Origin of the sequence: Corynebacterium sp., from assembly GCF_030532195.1 — a bacterium.
Lineage (GTDB): Bacteria > Actinomycetota > Actinomycetes > Mycobacteriales > Mycobacteriaceae > Corynebacterium.
Window position 1 is genome coordinate 1 of the sequence record NZ_JAUNLP010000003.1, and the last position, 16557, is coordinate 16557.

Consider the following 16557-nt stretch of genomic DNA (forward strand, 5'->3'; position numbering starts at 1 on the left):
CCCCGGGAGGTAATCTCTGGTGTTATCCATGATGCAATGACCGCCTGACCCTACCACGCCGAAAGTGCCATAAACCTAGTCACTTTCTTGCAGGCACGACGTGCGCCCGCCAAACGACGGCTAGTCGTTTACCTGTTCGTGGAAATCTGCAGGCGCAATCGGATGCCCGGCGCGCAGTTCCTGAACAGTAAGATCAACGGCGGCTCGCCACGGAGTGTGGTGCAGCCGCTTTTCATTTGCCCGCACATCGTCTTCGGTGGCCATCGACGGCAGCGCCCCGGCCGCCTGCGCCACAGTGCGCTGGCGCTCATAGGATGCCCCGACATCCACAATGGTGTTGATGAATTCCAACTCGGCGCGGCAGCCCAGTTCGTCGGCAAGCGGTGCGAGCTTAACCACAAGATCGCGGAGTTCATCGCGTACCCACCGTTCGTCGGTGTCACGATTGACAATGACCAGCGCATCCATTCCGTAGCGGGCGGCGCGCCATTTGTTTTCGGCGATGTGCCACGGCTGCAGTGACGGCAGCTGCTCACCGGCCTCCCACAGGCGGTCGTAGTAGACAGTCAGGCAGTGCGTAAGCGCCACGATTGCGCCGAGTTCGCGCAGGTTGGAGGTGGCGTCGGCGACGCGGACCTCGATGGTGCCGTACTTGGATGCCGGGCGGATATCCAAGTGCATGGAGCCGGTGTGGTTGATAACGCCGGAGCGAGACTGGTCATACATGTAGGACTCCCAGTCGGCCCAGTTGTAGATTGCCGGCGGCTGCCCGGCGGTGGGCAGCTGTTGGTAGAGCAAGCTGCGGTTGGAGGCATACCCCATGTCCTCGCCGTTCCAGGCGGGCGAGGAGGCCGACAGGGCGAGCATATGCGGCAGCTTGGTGGCCAGTGCTTGGATGATGGGCCAGACGCGGTCGGCATCCTTGATGCCCACGTGGACGTGAACGCCCCAAATGATCATCTGGTTGCCCCACCACTGCGTGCGGTTGATGATCTCGGAGTAGTGGCCCTTTGCACTGACCTGCTGCGCGGTACCGCGGGCAAATGGGTGCGAACCCGATGACCACACGTCCACGCCGACGCGGTCAGCGGCATCGAGCACCATGTCCAGCTGACTTTGCAGCTCAGCGACGGCCTGCGGCACGGTGCTATGGACGCCGGTGACTAATTCCACCGTATTGGCGAGAAATTCACGCTGGAGCCCATGGCCCGGATGCTCCGCGTCGATGATGTCGAGCACCTCGGCGGCCACAGGAGCGGTGTCGCGAGTTCGTCGGTCGACAAATGCCACTTCCCATTCCACGCCCAGAGATGGCTGCGCCGATCCGGCAAATTGCTCAGTCATAAACGTTATTTTTTCACACTAGGAATCGTTTTCCTCAGTGGGCTCCGTCCAATTGATGGATTTTGCGCAGGAAGCAAGGTCACCATTGGAATCGACCAGCGCCACGGTGGTGAAGCTGCTGTCATCCACCTTCGATGGCACACTCCACACATCGGCGTTGCGGTTTCCGTCGACATGCACCTCACCGATAACACCCAGGCCTTCAGCAGCGGGCGCTCCGACACCACTGCAACCGGATGCGCCACGCGCCTGCACTTTGTACTTGCCTTTTTCCAGCATGGTGAACTGTCCCTTTTCATCCGACAGCCCCATCCAGCCCTTTGCGCTTTTGACGTGCACAGTCGCAAGCATCGACATCGTGCCGTCATCTTTGGTGCGAATGAAGTTGAAGGCGCCGACTCGCTCAGTCAGCTTTGGGGCAGCTGGGTCTACGCTCACCGGAGCCGCGCTTTCCGACGCTTGCCCGTCCTTGCCCTTATCGCTGCTCGCGTCAACTCCCGTGCAGGACGCCAACAGAACTGCGGCACACCCCACCACAGCGACACTGGCAGTGCGACGTTTTACACCCAACATGTAGAACTAAACCTCACAGATCTCATCTTCTGCCTGTCAAAGTACACGGTGACTTTTTCGCACTGAGTACAACGAGACATCTTAGATGCATCGCCGGGCGTGCGAGAATTGCCGAGGTGAGCCAGGGCGCGGATGGGTTGTTAGACGACAAACCCCGCGCGACCCTTGGTTTAGGGCAATCTACGCGGGGTTTTGCTACTGAAATGTCTCCTACTGAGCAGGGTCAGTAGCGACGATGACAACTCCTGCCGGAGCGTCGTGCAGCTTGTCATCACGCGGGGCGGTAACCCAACCGTTGTCGTGGGCAATCTGCTCCGCAGCGGCCTTTTCCTTGGCGTTGTTCGGGTCGAAGTAAACGGTGGTCTTCTCCCATACGCCCATCTTCTCCTCAGGGGCGTTGCCGGTCTCGCCGGCAGCCCAGCCCTGGCCGGTGATCTGCTTGGACAGATCATCGGCGAGGCCAACGACCTGGGAGTTATTCAAAACGCTGACCTTTACGGCCTTGCGATTAATCTCCGGGGCAGCATTGTCCTCGTCGGCCTGACCTGGCTGAGGTGCAGGAGCAACCGGCTTGCCCGGCTCATTCGACGGTGGAGGCGGTGGAACTTCACCGTCTTCGCCGTCGGCGGGCTTGGTCTCTGGAGAACCGGCCTTGGCAGCGTCATCGCCACCGGCAGCATCGTCTGCCTTGCCCGGTTCCGCAGGTGCGGATGCCGATGTCGCGTCCTTGGCCGCGTTGTCGGGGTCGTCGTCACGCGTAGTCAGCGCGTAGATACCGTACGCGACCAAACAGACACCGACGATTAGCAGGACGATGGCGAGGATGCGCATGTAGCGGCCGTCGCCGGCGCCGTCGCCGACATCGTTGTTGTCGTTATCGAAGTCATCGATGTCATTGGGTTCCGCGGGCTGGCCTGCAGCGGCTGGCGCTGACTCGGAATTGGCAGCGGTAGCGGCAGCGCCTGCTGCAGCACCTCGACGCCAGTTGCGGGGCTCCGCGGCGGCTGCGTCATCGCGGAGGTCCTGCTCAGCGCGTGTGGCATCGTCAGTCGACGCGGAGTAGCCAGCGGCAGCACCGGAGGCGGCACCGGGGTAATCACCGGAGTAGTCGCGGTACTGGCTAGCCTCATCGATGTCGTCGAAGTCGTCGTCGAGACGATGACGTCCAGGACGCGGCGAATTCTGAGGGTTCAGTTGGTCAGACACAAACCACATCCTATATGTTCCCCGGCGCAACCGTGAAGTGACACTTGAACCTTAAGCGTTCCTATTATCCCGGACGGCGCGCAGTCGATGAACCAAAATCGGCTCAGCCTCCTCTGCCGCCGGAGAGTCCAAAAGCCGGGAAAGCACCTGGTGGTACCGGATAGTACTGTTACCGAACTCGTCGGCGAAGCGACGTCGAATAGCCTCCTGCCGAGCACCCGCAAGCCGTGGCCCACGACGCGCAACTTTCAGCCATTCTTTTTCAAAATTCAGCATTTTTCGAGCTAATGCAGGCTCAACCCCAGCGGTATCGCCCGCCAATTCGCCCTCGGAAACCGATTCGGAAGAAACCGAAGAAACCGCTTCGGACTCAGGTTCTACGTCGCTGTTGGTCACGGCTCTCACTCGTCCCCGTCTATTTTCATCGCTAACTTTGTGGCTTACTTTGCGGTTTGTCGCTGCCGCTGTGGATGATGCCCCGGCTGGAGCGTCCATAGTAAGTCGCTGGCGCGGTGAACTCCTAGTCGCGCCAAACAGGACCGCGCACGGGACCGGCGCAAAGTAGATACTGCAGCCGAGTAGAATCGCCCACATGACTATCCGCCCCATTGTGATTGCCGGAGACCCAGTTCTCCACAACCCTACTCAGCCAGTGACCGAAGATGTCTCTGAGCTGCGCGAACTCCTCGATGACATGTATGAAACCATGGACCGCGCCCATGGTGTGGGGCTCGCCGCCAACCAGGTGGGCGTTGCCAAGCGCCTGTTCGTCTACAACTGCCCGGACGACGATGGCGCCTGGCACCGTGGCTGCGTCATCAACCCTGTGCTGACCACCAGCGAAATCCCGAAGACCATGCCTAACGACGACGGCTCCGACGACGAAGGCTGCCTCTCCGTGCCCGGCCTGTCCTTCCCCACCGGCCGCGCCGAGTCCGCAGTGGTCACCGGTCTGGATGAAAATGGCGAACAGGTCCGCATTGAAGCCACCGGTTTCCTCGCCCGCTGCATGCAGCACGAGGTCGGTCACCTGGACGGTTTTCTCTACACCGACTGCCTGATTGGTCGCTGGAAGCGCATGGCCAAGAAAGAAATTAAGCGCAACGGTTGGACCGAGGCAGGGCTGACCTGGATGCCGGGCGTGGATCCGGATCCCTTCGGCCACGAGGATTAATACTGTGGCAAACGAGCAACCGGAGTCGTCGTCAAGCGATAACCCCGCCCCTGACCTGCCGATTTCGCGCTGGGGTGTAGGTGAAGTGAGCGTCGGGCGGCGCGTCATCGTGCGCCGCGCCCTCAGCGCCGCCGAAGCACAGGCCAGCGGCAAGAAGACGACTGACGTCATTGGCCATGTGATCAGCATGAATCCGTTTGTCGTACGTCCGCAGGTGCGCGCGGGCGTGCGTGCCGACGACTCGGTGCCGGCGGTGGACTTCAGCGATAAAAAGGTGCTGATTGTCAAAGCCCTGCCGGATCATCCGGTGCGCAATTCGGATATTCGAGCCGTGGAGACCGCAACTGCAAAGGCCTTCCCCGGCATTGCGCACATCATGGAGTCCGGTTGGCTGCTGCGCGCTGGCGATGGCATCACGGAGCGATCCAACTCGGCGCTGCCGATTGCTCCCAACGCGGGAACCCAGCCAGTGCCGCTCGAGCAAATCAAGTCCTTCTACGCCTCGCACAATCTGCCGGTGCGCATTGCGGTGCCGGACCGGATTGCCAAACCTGCCGCGGCGCTGGTCGCAGGCCCGGAGTGGACGGTTGGCCCGGATATCGTGGTGATGACGCGGCCGCTGGATTCAGACCTGCCGCCCACCGATATGGCGCTGGCGCCGGAAGTGGCAAACGTGCAGGTCGATATTGCCGATCAGCCTGACGATGACTGGCTGGAGCTCTACCACTTCCGCGGCGAAACACTCCCGGAGCATGCACTTCAGCTGCTGCGCGAAGAAATTGATGGTCGCATGTGCTTTGGTCGCCTGTACCTGCCGGATGAGAGCGAGCCATCGGGCAAGCGCACCGTGGCGATTACCCGTGGCACCCTGACGGAGTCCGACGACGGCCGCGTGTGGCTGGGTTTTTCAGCCGTAGAAGTGGCTGCGGACATGCGACGCAAGGGCCTTGGCACGCTGCTGGGCATTCACATGATGCACTGGGGTGCTCAAAATGGTGCCGATTCCGCGTATCTGCAGGTCCTGGGCACAAATGAGGCGGGTATCGCGCTATACCGCACGCTCGGTTTCACCGAGCACCACCGACACCGTTACGCGGAGTTGACCGGCTAGAGCCGATCTGTGCGACTACTTGCCGCGTGGCAGTTCATTTCGATCCGGCTTTTCCACCACACGGGTGCCCACGGATTTTTCATGTCCGCCGCGGCCCAGTGGGTCACGGCTCGCCCCCATGGCAATCCAGCCGGCCAACCCAACTGAGACGATCCAACCGGCAAACGGAATCATCGACGGTAAAATCCAGGCATTGCGCACAAAACCGTCACGCGCGGAAATGGGCAGACCGTGCTTGCCCTTCAGACTCATGCCCATGGCGTGCTTGCCCGGGGAGCCCTCAAAGAGGGCATCGCCGGCGACGCGGTAGAGGTAGAAACCACCGGGGCCGATAAACAGGCTGGTCAGCATGACCATGGCAGCACCGTCGGAGTCGGCGAAGTACGCACCGAGCACCGTCAGGACGGCGAGCATCGCCATGTAGATAACAGAATCCACCAGGAGCGCTCCCCCGCGACGCGGCACCGAGGCATTGGCCAAATCCGGGTCATACCCCAACTCAACGGCCATCCGCGCGGTAAGCGGAGAGACCTTTGGGTTGGAACTTAAACTTCCGAATGCCGGCGCGCTGGCACCGTAAGCTACAACCTCGTCAGCATCAAAAGGCACGTCCGGCAGGTACTGGTAGCCGCGTGCACCGACTGGCATGCCGTCGGGCATAGCTGCACCGAAGGCATCATAGTTCTGTTCCAAGCCGCGCGTGCGGCGCTGGCCACCGCCATGGCGCTGACCTTCCCACCGTGCCACGTCGAAAAGCTCCTTAATCGCTATCCCTCTTCTTCCTACTCACTACTTATTCAACGCATCAACCCCCCGATTTCGTTCCCCTCTTACAATTGGCGGTATGCGAATCTGTGTCTGGAACGTCAATTCGGCCCGCACGCGTCTCGAGCGCATGGTAGAGGCGCTGCGTCGGAATGACATTGATGTCCTGGCAGTCCAGGAAACTAAATGCAAGGACGACCAATTCCCCACCGCCGCCTTTGAGGAAATTGGCTACCAAGTAGCTCACCATGGCTTTAACCAGTGGAATGGTGTGGCGATTATCTCGCGGGTGGGCCTTGCTGATGTCCAAGCTGGTTTCCCCGGTCAGCCCGGTTTTTCCAAAGATGACGAGGCCGCTCCAACAGTTGAGGCACGTCACATCGCCGCTACCTGCGGCGGAGTGCGCGTCCACAGTCTCTACATCCCAAATGGGCGCGACATCACCGACCCTCACTTCGAGTACAAATTGGAGTTTTTGGAACAGCTCCGTCAGCACATCTACGCCACGCTTGACGACGATCCGGATGCCACCTTCATGATGGGCGGTGACTTCAACATCGCCCCGACCGATGGCGATGTCTGGTCCATGGCCGCCTTTGAGGGAAAGACGCATGTCACACCACCTGAACGCGCGGCCTTCTATGCGCTCGAGCAGGCGGGAATGCAGGAAGTTACCCGACAGTTCACACCTAACCAGTGGACCTATTGGGACTACAAGGGTGGGCGCTTTTTCAAGGATGAAGGCATGCGCATCGATTTCCAGCTTGCGTCTCCTGCTCTTGCGGCAACGGCAACAGGTGGTTTCATCGATATCGAGGAGCGTCAGGGCAAGGGCGCCTCGGACCATGCGCCAGTCATTGTGGACTATGACATTTAGCGAAGGCATGTAGCTGTATCTCGTCGCCTCTACCCCGTTTATCCCCCTCAAGCCCCTAGTACTAGGGGCGGAGTAGACGACGAAACTCCTGCACATTCCTCACAAAATTAACTTTTTGTTCAATATACAAATTTTCACCACAGAAAGTTGTTTGAGCGATATAAGCTGTTAAATCAGAACAACCTTTTTCACCGGGAAGGAAGACTATGACTTCTTCACGCTCTCCCCAGCGCGACTGCAACTCAGAATCGACGACTGGTCTGTCAGGCATCGAAGATTCCCCGGAGTTCGATGAATCGCTGCGCGACAGCGTGCAGAGGATTTCCATTGGACTTTATGACTTCCTAGCTTCCACCCGTCGCCTCGGCGAACGTCCAAATGCGCGGATGGATATTTCCCAGTCAGAAATGGAAGTACTGCACTTTATTTCCACCCACCCAGGCTGCGGTGTCTCGGATATTGCACGGCTGCGCTTCCTGCGTCCGTCGAATGTCTCCGCGACCGTGCGTCGCCTTTTGGACAATGGCCTGATTAAGCGTGAGAACAACGCCAAGGACCGCCGTGCGCAGAACCTCTATGTCTCTACAGATGGCGAGGGCTTGCTTGAGCAGCTCATTGACCACTGGGGCGCCCTGGTCTACGAGATTGTGCGCACGATGTCGAACAAGGATGTCCGTGCGCTTATTAAGGCTCTGCCATCACTACTGAAGTTGGCCGAGCACTCCGAGACCTTTGTTGAAGAGCACCAGCGCCGCCAGGAACTGTTCTAAGAATTCACCGTATCCAGCACGCGCTTTGCACTAACCAGCACCTGCCGCGCGGAATGCGCAGGTACGATGTGCGGTATGGCTGTCACTTTGAAGAAAGCAAAAGACGTAAAGACTGCACCGCTGGTGGCCACTGGCCTCATTGGCGGTTGGCTCACTGCTCGTGAGACCGGCATTCGCCCACTCGGTGGTGTCATCTTGGCTGCCGCTGGCGCGTACGCTGCGCGCACCTGGAACGCAAAGGTCGGCGCTGCAGGCACAGCCGGGCTGATCGCCACTTACCTGGGTGCATTCGGCCTATCGCACCCGCTGGCAAAGAAGATTGGCGCGTGGCCGTCCGTGCTCGCAGTTACCGCCCTATCGGCTGGCGCTGCTGCAATCGCTGACTCCAAGTAAAACAATCAGGCGCTAGCGCACTGGCGAAACACTAGCGCTCGACACTATCCAGCAACTTTTCCAAGTGCGCACGCACAGCTGGCCACGATTGCGCGAAAGGTGGCAGTAGGTCGAGGCCCGCGACGTCGTCAAGCGGAACCCAACGCAGCGCCAACGACTCCTCGTTCGGGAACGTTTCCAGCTCGTTGGCCGCAAGCGCGTAGACCGTGTGATACTTCCAGCCGCCGGCGAGCTCCGGGCGAGCTGGGTCGGCCGGGTAGGGGCCAGTGGTCACTTGGGTATCGAGGATGCGAAGTTGATGCTCGAGGAGTCCGGTTTCCTCTTCCGTCTCACGCAACGCAGTAGCCTCAGGCGTCTCATGTGAATCACAAGCCCCACCAGGAACACCCCAGGTTAGGGGGAATGACGTCCAGTCAGCGCGGTGCTGCATAAGCACAGTTCGCTGCGGGCTCGCAATCAGCAGCCCCGCAGCTCCAAAGCGTCCCCAGCAGCGCGTACCGTTGGGGCCTGCGGACCATCCATTTCCATCGTGAAGCATGCTTCCACCCTACGTCAGATAGTGCTGTGTTTTCCGTCACAAGCACTACCGACTAAGATTTCTAACGAACTAACTTCGCATTGTGCGGGGACATTTGTCGCAGCGCCCATCGGTCACGTCGGAAGGACACGTGCACATGAGTGAATCCACTTCAAGTGCGCCTCAGTCCCGCGTTCCCGAAAAGAACCGCTCACTGCTACACCCCAGGGGAAAGCGCCCGCGTCGCGCGCGTTTCAGTGGCCGTACCACCCCAGGCGGCGAGAGCCTGGATACGACGCTGGAGAAGACTCAGGCCGACGAGGCCTCCCCCAAAACCGCGTCTGCACCGAAGACGACGCGAGAGTCCACGCCGACCTCCACCGCACCATCATCCGCGGCGACTCCTGCGGAGGTCTCCCGCACCGATGTCGCGCACGCTGATCCCTCGGCGCAAACGCCGCCCCGCGATACCGACCTGCGCTTTGACGCACTGGAAATCGGCACTCGGCACGACCGCATCACGCGCTTTCTGGGTGAGCGCATCAACAACAAACTCGGGCCGTCCGCAACGTATGTGCGTCGGTCAGTGTCGTTTCTATTGACGTCGCCAGGGCGCTTGACGACGGTCGCGCTGGTACTCATCATCGCAATCTTGGCAGCCGGCCTGTCCATGTGGCAGACGACTTCGCAGCGCCAGGAACAGCTGACTCGTATCGCGCTGCTCAGTGAACCGATGACCAATGCCTCGCAGAACCTCTACGCGGCACTGACCATTGCCGATGCGTCTGCAAACACCGCCTTTTCCCGCGGCACGCTGGACAGTAACCAGGACTTGGGCGATAACTTCGACGATGTCATCGCGCAGGCATCCATGTCAGCGACTCGCGCCGCCACCGGCATCAACAACGTCGATGACCCGGCAATGAAGGACATCGCCACCATTCAGCGCCTGCTGCCCGTCTACACGGGCATCGTGGAGACGGCACGCGCCAATGCCAGGCAGGGTAACCCCGTCAGTATTGCCTACCTCGCCTCTGCGTCGAATTTGATGCAGGTGCAAATCCTGCCCGCAGCACAGTCGCTGTATGAATTGACCAGTACCAGGACAAATACTGAGCAGCGCACACTCATGCGGCCACCCTGGGTACCCATGTCCGGACTTGCGGCGGCAATTGCCATGCTGCTGTTGGCGCAGTGGTGGTTGACCAGACGCACAGGCCGACTGTTTAACGTCGGCCTATTCGGTGCAACACTGCTAATGGCCATTGCGCTCGTCGGCGTCGGCATCGCCACGACGCAGCCGTGGCAGTCCGGCTCACTGTTCCGCGATCAGCGCCCCGAGGTGCATTCTCTGACGGAAATCCGCATTAACGCGCAGAAACTGCGCGCCAGCGAAACGCTCGGTTTGGTGCGCCGTCAGCCCGCGGACGCGGAGTCGTTCTCACAGTCTGTCGGATCGCTTGTCGACGAACTGAAGTCCGTCAACCAGTACTCCCCAAACAGTGACATCGACGCGGCTATCCACGCGGTCTACGGCTGGCAGTCCGGCCATGACCAGATGATGGCGCACCTGCAAAACGGCGACTACGCCGGCGCTGTCCGCGTGGCCACCGATACCCAGAGCAGTAGCTCCGCCGCTTCTGCCTTCAACGATTTGGATGAGTCGCTGCAGTCCTCGATTGCAAACTCCCGTCAGACCGCCCGCGAAAACCTCGACGAGTCCCGCCGCGCTACTGCAGCGCTGTCCCTCGTCACCGTCACACTGACAATCATCGCAGCGGTGCTGGTAGTCTTTGGTTTCCGTCACCGGCTCTTGGAGTACCTATGATCGCCGCTTTCGCCCCGCGCCACCGTCGCTGGCGTCGCATGGCTGTGCTCGGCGCGCTGGTCATCTCCGGGCTTACGCTGGGTGCCTGCGCCACCGATTCGCTTGCCGACGACCCCTACTCGCGCACCATCGATGAGGCCACAGGTGACTTTCCACTGCCACCGGGCACGTATTACGACAAGGCCTCGTCGATAACTCCGCCAGCCGCGGAGGGGCCTGCGGATATGACCACGCTGGAACCGGATAACAAGACGCCACAAGAACGTATTCCGGAGATTTTCAAGCGCGGTCGCCTCATCGTCGGCGTCGATCAGTCTCTGAATCTTTTGAGCTTCCGCGATTTCACCACCGGTGAGCTCGCCGGTTTTGAGGTGTCGCTAGCTCAGGAAATTGCGCAGGACATTTTCGGCGACCCCAATGCCGTGGAGTTTCGCTATGTCGACAGCACGGAGCGCTCGGACTTCATTGAAAACGGCACTGTCGATGTCGTACTGCGCACCATGACGGTGACCAATAACCGACGCGAACGGGTATTGTTCTCCGCTCCGTACCTAGAGGCCAGGGCCGGTGTCTTGGTCTCATCTCCCGGCGGCGATGCCACTCCGGAGGACGTTAAAGACGGTCGCATCTGTGTTGCCCGCGGATCGACGACAGAGGACTTCATTCGCCGCACCTCACCGGACAGCACTCTGCTGCTGGTGGGCAGCTGGTCGGACTGCCTGGTGGCTCTGCAAAATAATCAAGCCGAAATTGTCATCGGCGATGACACGGTTCTGGCCGGCATCAATGATCAGGATCCGGCAACCGCAATTGTCCAACGTGGCCTGTCACAGGAGAGCTATGCCGCAGGCGTCTCGAAGAAGAACCCTGGGCTGGTGCGCCAGATCAATGAGACGATGCAGCGTATCTCCACAGATGGCACTTGGCAGTCGCTCTACGACACCTGGTTTGGCCCCTTCCTGCCCGGTGGCACGCAGCCAGCGCCACAGTACGGCCGTGACGAAGACATCTTAGGTACTCCCCCAGCAGGTACTCCCCCAACACCGGACGGCGAGGTGAACAATCGATGAGCGACAACGACAAGCGCGAACTGGACCCGCACGAGGATTACGACACGGCAGAAGCTGCCGCCACCCAAGCTGTCGCCTTCGATCCCTTCGCTGATGATGAGGACGATCAGGAGACGGGAACAGCGGCTGTCGCCTTCGACCCATTTGCCGATGATGACGACGAAGAGGAGATTGACATCTCCGCCCTGCTGGCTGGCTCCGGGGGCGCGGGCACCTTGGGTTCGTCGTCAAGCGCATCGCACGCGACGCCGACGCAGGACAATGACCCGTCGATGGCGTCGCACCGCAAAGCACTGGAGGCGTTTCGCCGTAAGCGCACGAACGCGCACCGCGGACGCACAGTCGCCGACGGCATGGTCAATCTGCCGTATATCACGCAGAATGACCCGCGCGATGCGGTGATGAGCGAGGAGAAGATTCGCGCGACGAATAAACCGGCGCCGAGTCTGAAGCCCGGCGATATCGTGGCTGATCAGTATCAGATTGTCGGCCCGATTGCGCACGGCGGTCTCGGCTGGATTTACCTGGCCATTGACCACAACGTCTCCGATCGCTGGGTGGTGCTCAAGGGCATGATGGCGGCGAAGAATGACAAGGACTTCGCTGTCGTGCAGGCCGAGCGCGAGTTCCTCGCGGAGATTTCGCACCCAGGGATTGTGAAGATCATCAACTTCATCGATGAGCCGGAGTCCAACAGCGCTACCGGTTTTATTGTCATGGAGTACGTCGGCGGCCCGTCGCTGCGTAAGCAACGTCGCAGCTACCCCGATGGTGTCATGCCCTGTGACCTGGCAATTGGCTATATTCTCGAGCTGCTACCGGCACTGGACTACCTACATTCGCGCGGCGTGGTCTACAACGACTTAAAGCCCGACAACGTGCTATTGACGGAAGATCACGTCACGCTTATCGACGTCGGCGCGGTCACCGGCATCGGCGCCTACGGCCGTATCTACGGCACGCCCGGCTTTCAAGCGCCCGAGATCGCCACGACCGGTCCAACCATCGCCAGCGATATCTACACCGTGGGCCGCACGCTGGCTTCGCTGATTTTGAAGCTGCCGTCGACCGATGGCGTCTACGACCCCGGTCTGCCGAGCCCCGCACAGGAACCGCTGTTCCGCCGCTACTATTCGCTCTACCGCTTCCTGCTGCGCGCCTGCCACGAAAACCCAGAGGCGCGGTTCGCCTCCGCCGAGGAGATGAGCGTGCAGCTCATCGGCGTGCTCCGCGAGATTCTCGCCGTGCGCGACGGCGTGCAGTTCCCGCATACGGTGTCGAATTTCTCACCGCAGCGTTCCACATACGGCACCAAGCACCTGGTGTTCCGCACCGATCAGCTTGTCGACGGAATCACCCGCGGCGTAGAAATCACGCCCCAAGAAGTGACCTTTGCGCTGCCCGTACCACTGATTAACCCGACAGACCCGGGTGCACGCATCCTGAGTGCTTCGTCGTTTACTGAGCCCAATGAGCTGATTGAGACCCTGACCAATGCGCTGGCCGAGCCGGAGTACGGCTCCTCGGTGGAAATTCCGCTGGGCATTGTGCGCGCGCAATTGGATCTTGGTCTGATTGACGAGGCCCACACAAGCTTGAGCGAAGCCCCCGACCGACTGCGTCGGGACTGGCGTTACCGCTGGTACGAGGGTATTACCTTCCTGCTGTTGGACCAGTTCCACGATGCCTTGAGCTCATTCCACCACGTGCTTACCATGCTGCCCGGTGAGCCCGCGCCGAAGCTGGCGCTCGCAGCGACCCTCGAGCTGATTCAGCAGCGACTGGGCATCGCCCACACGTCGCTGCTGGAGCCGACCGTCGCGCGTGCGGCTGCGAACTTGAGCAGTGCGCTAGATACCGTCGCCGCCGACACCCCGGAGATTTTCTCAGCCACCTGGGTCAGCGATGCTCCGTCTCCGCAGACGATTCGCTTTAATACCCTGCGTTTATACGCCGTGGTCTGGGCTGCCAACCCGACGACGGTCTCATCCGCCTTCGGCCTTGCCCGCCAGCTGACCTCCGAGCAACAGCATGAAATGGCAATTGCCCAGCTCGACCGTGTTCCGGGTAACTCCCGTCACCAGCGTATGGCACGCTTGACGACGATTCTCATGCTCACTTCCGGAAATCCGTCGACGTTGACCGAATCGAGGATCCGGCGTGCAGCTCGTCGCTTGGTGGAACTTCCAACTAACGAACCTCGCATGCCGCAGCTGCGCGTTGCCGTGATGGCGGCCGCACTGAACTGGCTGCGCAGTTCTGGTCTGGATCACTCCGCCAGCTCGAACATGCTATTCGATGTGCCTTTCACCGTCGCTGGCCTGCGAGAAGGCTTGGAAAAGGATCTGCGGATGCTGGCTCGTTCCTCACAATTTCCGCGTCACCGCTACAACCTGGTCGACATTGCCAATCTCATTCGCCCACGTACCTGGCGCTAAATTCCGCTGATTTCCGCTAATTTCGGGCACCCCGGATATGGTGGTTACTCAGAAAATTCGCCTATGTGGATTAAGATGTCGTCTATGTCTGCCTCAGTTAACTCTTCTCACCGCAGCGCAAAGCGTATCTTCGCTGGTGCATTTGCTCTGACCACGGCCCTTGGAATCGGTGCGGGCACGGCTACCGCACTGCCGAGCCTGCCAGATCTCAACCAACTCAGCAATAGGGCTCAGCACTTCTCGCTGCCGGATATGCCGGCGCTGAATACCGCTGATTTGGCTCCGCAGCTGTCCAAGGCATTGGAGGATGCCTCCGCGCAGCTGCCGGATTCGGTAGTCAGCCTGATTAACGAGAACTTCAAGCTCGCTGAGGAAAACCTCGCGATTGTGGACAACACTCGCAGCCAGCTGCTCGGCATGATTGACAAGCTGCCGCTGCCGGCTGCCCAGAAGGCTGAAGCAACCCGCATCATCAACACGATTTTTGATGGTCTTAAGTCGCCTGGTCTGCAGCCAGCTCCGGCACCGGCACCGGCACCTGCACCGGCACCTGCACCGAAGCCAGAGCAGAAGCCGCGCCAGGAACCATCCAACCCGTGCCCGCCAAGCGCACGCGCCTGCGTTGACCTGGGCAAGCAGACCACTTGGCTGCAGGAAAACGGTCGCATCACCTACGGTCCGGTTCCGATGGCATCCGGCATGCCGGGCTATGAGACCACCCGCGGCTACCTCAGCGTGACCCGTAAGGTCCGCGATGAGTGGTCCCGTCCGTATAACGGTCCGATGCCGTTCTCGGTGTACTTCACCAATGACGGTGAGGCTTTCCACGAGGGCTCTGTTACCCAGAAGTCTCACGGCTGCATTCACTTAAACCACAACGATGCAGTGAAGTACTTCGATACTCTGCAGATTGGTGACGGCGTTTACATCTGGTAATTGCGAGCACCGACTAAAATGGCACCCAGCGAGGCACGGGTGCCATTTTTTATTGTTATTTGTCGAAAGGCGACAGTTCTGTGAACACAGACGCAACGAAAAACAGTGGCTGGCGGAAGAAGGTCCGGAGCCTCTTTTCCGCCAACCAACCAGACGCATCCGAACAGGCTCACCAGGTAAAACGCAGGTCGCCTCGTAATGTTGTGGAGAAACTGGATGAGATGACCGCCAAAGAGCGACACGAGCGACTCAATGACTTCTTTGAAGTCGTCGGCCTCGATGACTCAGCTGAATCGGCTGACTCAGCTGAGTCGACCAAGGATGCCGGGGGCAAGCGCTAACGCAGTTTTATTGCGCTAACTGGCAAAGCTCATGGCGTAGCGGGCAATTGCGAGTTCCTCATTAGTAGGAACAACGAAGACCTTGACCTTTGAGTCGTCTGCCGAAATCATTCGTGGACCATCATTTGGCTGCGAATTGCGCTCATCGTCGATCTTGATGCCGAAGTTCTCCAGCTCAGCCATGGAGTCACGGCGAATACCAACGTGGTTCTCGCCCACGCCGGCGGTGAAGGTGATGGCATCCAGGCGGCCCAGAATCAACATGTACGAGCCGATGTAGCGACGCAGCTGGTGGACGTACATCTGGTAGGCAGCCCAGGCATCCGGATCGTGGTTGTCCATGCGCTCCTGCAGAACACGGAAGTCATTGACACCGGAAACGCCCTTGAGCCCCGACTTGCGGTTACAGAGGTCATCGATTTCATCGATGCTCAAACCGTTGCGGTAAAGGTGGAAGATGATGCCTGGGTCAATGTCACCGGTACGAGTACCCATCATCAAACCTGCCAGCGGGGTCAGTCCCATAGAGGTATCGACCGCTTGACCGCCGCGGATGGCTGCACAGGATGCACCGTTGCCCAGGTGCAGCGTAATCTGGTTGATTTCCTCGGCCGGCTTACCCAGCAGATTTGGCACCTGCTTGGACACGAACTCATGCGAGGTGCCATGGAAGCCGTATCGGCGAATATCGAACTTCGAGGCGACCTCAGCGTTGAGTGGGTACAGCGCTGCAGCCGGCGGCATGGTGTGGAAGAACCCGGTGTCGAACACGGCCACATGCGGCACGTCGGGAAGCAGCGTACGCGCCTCTTCGATACCGACAATGTTGGCTGGGTTGTGCAGCGGCGCCAGCGGAATGAGGTCGCGAATCATATCGACGATTTCGTCGGTAATCAGCTCCGGACCGGAAAACAGGCGACCGCCATGGACGACGCGGTGGCCAACAGCGGCAATGTCAACGGATGCCGGCCCGACGCCGTGCTCATCCATGAGGCTGAATGCGAGGTCCAGGCCGCTTGCATGGTCGGCGATTGGTTCGGTGACCTCAATCTTCTGGCCGGCGAACTTGAGGCTAATAGTGCCCTCGTCTTCGCCGATGCGCTCGACCAGGCCGGAGACATACGGGGGCTGAGAGGTATCTTTATCGGGGTCAACCAGCTGGAACTTAATGGAAGAAGAACCGGAGTTCACTACGAGAACGTGACGGGACATAG

At 60.0% G+C, this 16557-nt stretch carries 17 protein-coding genes; 10 read left to right on the plus strand and 7 right to left on the minus strand.

From position 1 onward, the window contains the following. Positions 1 to 120: 120 nt before the first annotated feature. From Q4E11_RS04420 to Q4E11_RS04435, 4 genes are all read right to left on the minus strand, one after another. Positions 121 to 1344, minus strand: coding sequence for a glutamate--cysteine ligase (locus Q4E11_RS04420; RefSeq protein ID WP_303163990.1), 1224 nt, complete (start codon positions 1342 to 1344; stop codon positions 121 to 123). An 18-nt stretch (positions 1345 to 1362) separates the two neighbouring features. Next, on the minus strand, positions 1363 to 1917 hold the full coding sequence (locus Q4E11_RS04425; protein WP_303163991.1) for a hypothetical protein: 555 nt from the start codon (positions 1915 to 1917) through the stop codon (positions 1363 to 1365). Positions 1918 to 2127: 210 nt separating this feature from the next. After that, a complete protein-coding gene (locus tag Q4E11_RS04430; RefSeq protein ID WP_303163992.1) occupies positions 2128 to 3123 on the minus strand; it encodes a LytR C-terminal domain-containing protein in 996 nt (331 codons plus the stop codon). A 51-nt stretch (positions 3124 to 3174) separates the two neighbouring features. After that, positions 3175 to 3519, minus strand: coding sequence for a DUF3263 domain-containing protein (locus Q4E11_RS04435; RefSeq protein WP_303163993.1), 345 nt, complete (start codon positions 3517 to 3519; stop codon positions 3175 to 3177). Positions 3520 to 3715: 196 nt separating this feature from the next. Between Q4E11_RS04435 and Q4E11_RS04440 the strand changes: the two genes are divergently transcribed. Together Q4E11_RS04440 and Q4E11_RS04445 are read left to right on the plus strand one after the other, a co-directional pair. Continuing rightward, positions 3716 to 4297: a peptide deformylase gene (locus tag Q4E11_RS04440; RefSeq protein WP_303163994.1), complete on the plus strand. Its 582-nt coding sequence runs from the start codon at positions 3716 to 3718 to the stop codon at positions 4295 to 4297. Positions 4298 to 4301: 4 nt separating this feature from the next. After that, the gene (locus Q4E11_RS04445; RefSeq protein WP_303163995.1) at positions 4302 to 5408 is read left to right on the plus strand and encodes a GNAT family N-acetyltransferase; all 1107 of its coding nucleotides are present in this window, start codon (positions 4302 to 4304) and stop codon (positions 5406 to 5408) included. Positions 5409 to 5423: 15 nt separating this feature from the next. Here the strand turns inward: Q4E11_RS04445 and Q4E11_RS04450 are convergent, their stop codons facing one another. Then, positions 5424 to 6155 (minus strand): RDD family protein, encoded by a 732-nt coding sequence (locus Q4E11_RS04450; RefSeq protein WP_303163996.1) that lies wholly within the window; start codon positions 6153 to 6155, stop codon positions 5424 to 5426. Between the two features lie 97 nt (positions 6156 to 6252). On the opposite strand from Q4E11_RS04450, the gene Q4E11_RS04455 reads away from it, so the two are divergent. The 3 genes from Q4E11_RS04455 to Q4E11_RS04465 all read left to right on the plus strand — a co-directional run bounded on the left by Q4E11_RS04455 (position 6253) and on the right by Q4E11_RS04465 (position 8213). Beyond that, positions 6253 to 7050, plus strand: a complete 798-nt coding sequence (locus Q4E11_RS04455; RefSeq protein WP_303163997.1) for an exodeoxyribonuclease III — start codon at positions 6253 to 6255, stop codon at positions 7048 to 7050. 206 nt (positions 7051 to 7256) lie between these two features. Then, a complete protein-coding gene (locus Q4E11_RS04460) occupies positions 7257 to 7820 on the plus strand; it encodes a MarR family winged helix-turn-helix transcriptional regulator (RefSeq protein WP_303163998.1) in 564 nt (187 codons plus the stop codon). A gap of 75 nt (positions 7821 to 7895) precedes the next feature. After that, positions 7896 to 8213, plus strand: coding sequence for a hypothetical protein (locus tag Q4E11_RS04465; protein WP_303163999.1), 318 nt, complete (start codon positions 7896 to 7898; stop codon positions 8211 to 8213). Between the two features lie 31 nt (positions 8214 to 8244). Here Q4E11_RS04465 and Q4E11_RS04470 read toward each other — a convergent pair whose 3' ends face one another. Beyond that, positions 8245 to 8751: an NUDIX domain-containing protein gene (locus Q4E11_RS04470; RefSeq protein WP_303164000.1), complete on the minus strand. Its 507-nt coding sequence runs from the start codon at positions 8749 to 8751 to the stop codon at positions 8245 to 8247. Between the two features lie 136 nt (positions 8752 to 8887). Between Q4E11_RS04470 and Q4E11_RS04475 the strand changes: the two genes are divergently transcribed. The 5 genes from Q4E11_RS04475 (at position 8888) to Q4E11_RS04495 (ending at position 15343) form a co-directional block, all read left to right on the plus strand. Continuing rightward, positions 8888 to 10558: a hypothetical protein gene (locus tag Q4E11_RS04475; protein ID WP_303164001.1), complete on the plus strand. Its 1671-nt coding sequence runs from the start codon at positions 8888 to 8890 to the stop codon at positions 10556 to 10558. Further along, complete coding sequence (locus tag Q4E11_RS04480) at positions 10555 to 11628, plus strand: transporter substrate-binding domain-containing protein (protein ID WP_303164002.1); 1074 nt, start codon at positions 10555 to 10557, stop codon at positions 11626 to 11628. Before Q4E11_RS04475 ends, Q4E11_RS04480 begins: the two co-directional genes overlap by 4 nt. Continuing rightward, positions 11625 to 14066, plus strand: a complete 2442-nt coding sequence (locus Q4E11_RS04485) for a serine/threonine protein kinase (RefSeq protein WP_303164003.1) — start codon at positions 11625 to 11627, stop codon at positions 14064 to 14066. Before Q4E11_RS04480 ends, Q4E11_RS04485 begins: the two co-directional genes overlap by 4 nt. A gap of 84 nt (positions 14067 to 14150) precedes the next feature. Further along, positions 14151 to 15002, plus strand: coding sequence for a L,D-transpeptidase (locus tag Q4E11_RS04490; protein ID WP_303164005.1), 852 nt, complete (start codon positions 14151 to 14153; stop codon positions 15000 to 15002). An 80-nt stretch (positions 15003 to 15082) separates the two neighbouring features. Beyond that, the gene (locus Q4E11_RS04495) at positions 15083 to 15343 is read left to right on the plus strand and encodes a hypothetical protein (protein WP_303164006.1); all 261 of its coding nucleotides are present in this window, start codon (positions 15083 to 15085) and stop codon (positions 15341 to 15343) included. 15 nt (positions 15344 to 15358) lie between these two features. On the opposite strand, the gene Q4E11_RS04500 is transcribed toward Q4E11_RS04495, so the two are convergent. Beyond that, entirely contained in the window at positions 15359 to 16555 is a 1197-nt protein-coding gene (locus Q4E11_RS04500; RefSeq protein WP_303164007.1) for an acetate kinase, read from the minus strand. Positions 16556 to 16557: the final 2 nt, after the last annotated feature.

Bases quoted from the DNA above. Each gene is read 5' to 3' on its own strand.
- Q4E11_RS04420 (WP_303163990.1), bottom strand. From the start codon at position 1,344: ATGACTGAGCAATTTGCCGGATCGGCGCAGCCATCTCTGGGCGTGGAA.
- Q4E11_RS04425 (WP_303163991.1), bottom strand. From the start codon at position 1,917: ATGTTGGGTGTAAAACGTCGCACTGCCAGTGTCGCTGTGGTGGGGTGT.
- Q4E11_RS04440 (WP_303163994.1), top strand. From the start codon at position 3,716: ATGACTATCCGCCCCATTGTGATTGCCGGAGACCCAGTTCTCCACAAC.
- Q4E11_RS04455 (WP_303163997.1), top strand. From the start codon at position 6,253: ATGCGAATCTGTGTCTGGAACGTCAATTCGGCCCGCACGCGTCTCGAG.
- Q4E11_RS04460 (WP_303163998.1), top strand. From the start codon at position 7,257: ATGACTTCTTCACGCTCTCCCCAGCGCGACTGCAACTCAGAATCGACG.
- Q4E11_RS04465 (WP_303163999.1), top strand. From the start codon at position 7,896: ATGGCTGTCACTTTGAAGAAAGCAAAAGACGTAAAGACTGCACCGCTG.
- Q4E11_RS04470 (WP_303164000.1), bottom strand. From the start codon at position 8,751: ATGCTTCACGATGGAAATGGATGGTCCGCAGGCCCCAACGGTACGCGC.
- Q4E11_RS04475 (WP_303164001.1), top strand. From the start codon at position 8,888: ATGAGTGAATCCACTTCAAGTGCGCCTCAGTCCCGCGTTCCCGAAAAG.
- Q4E11_RS04480 (WP_303164002.1), top strand. From the start codon at position 10,555: ATGATCGCCGCTTTCGCCCCGCGCCACCGTCGCTGGCGTCGCATGGCT.
- Q4E11_RS04485 (WP_303164003.1), top strand. From the start codon at position 11,625: ATGAGCGACAACGACAAGCGCGAACTGGACCCGCACGAGGATTACGAC.
- Q4E11_RS04490 (WP_303164005.1), top strand. From the start codon at position 14,151: ATGTCTGCCTCAGTTAACTCTTCTCACCGCAGCGCAAAGCGTATCTTC.
- Q4E11_RS04500 (WP_303164007.1), bottom strand. From the start codon at position 16,555: ATGTCCCGTCACGTTCTCGTAGTGAACTCCGGTTCTTCTTCCATTAAG.